The sequence below is a fragment of the Bacillus pfraonensis genome, assembly GCF_050768835.1.
GTDB classification, from domain to species: Bacteria; Bacillota; Bacilli; order Bacillales; family Bacillaceae_G; genus Bacillus_A; species Bacillus_A pfraonensis.
Genome location: NZ_JAHCDO010000127.1, coordinates 1 through 299, shown reverse-complemented (window position 1 = coordinate 299; position 299 = coordinate 1). Strand labels below are relative to the sequence as shown.

General features: G+C 54.8%; 1 rRNA gene. It reads left to right on the top strand.

The features are described from left to right. Positions 1–299, top strand: a 16S ribosomal RNA gene (locus KFD70_RS29410); the annotation flags it as partial.

The window sequence follows — 299 nt, the reverse complement described above, 5'->3', positions numbered from 1 at the left end:
AGCACTCCGCCTGGGGAGTACGGCCGCAAGGCTGAAACTCAAAGGAATTGACGGGGGCCCGCACAAGCGGTGGAGCATGTGGTTTAATTCGAAGCAACGCGAAGAACCTTACCAGGTCTTGACATCCTCTGACAACCCTAGAGATAGGGATTCCCCTTCGGGGGCAGAGTGACAGGTGGTGCATGGTTGTCGTCAGCTCGTGTCGTGAGATGTTGGGTTAAGTCCCGCAACGAGCGCAACCCTTGATCTTAGTTGCCATCATTAAGTTGGGCACTCTAAGGTGACTGCCGGTGACAAAC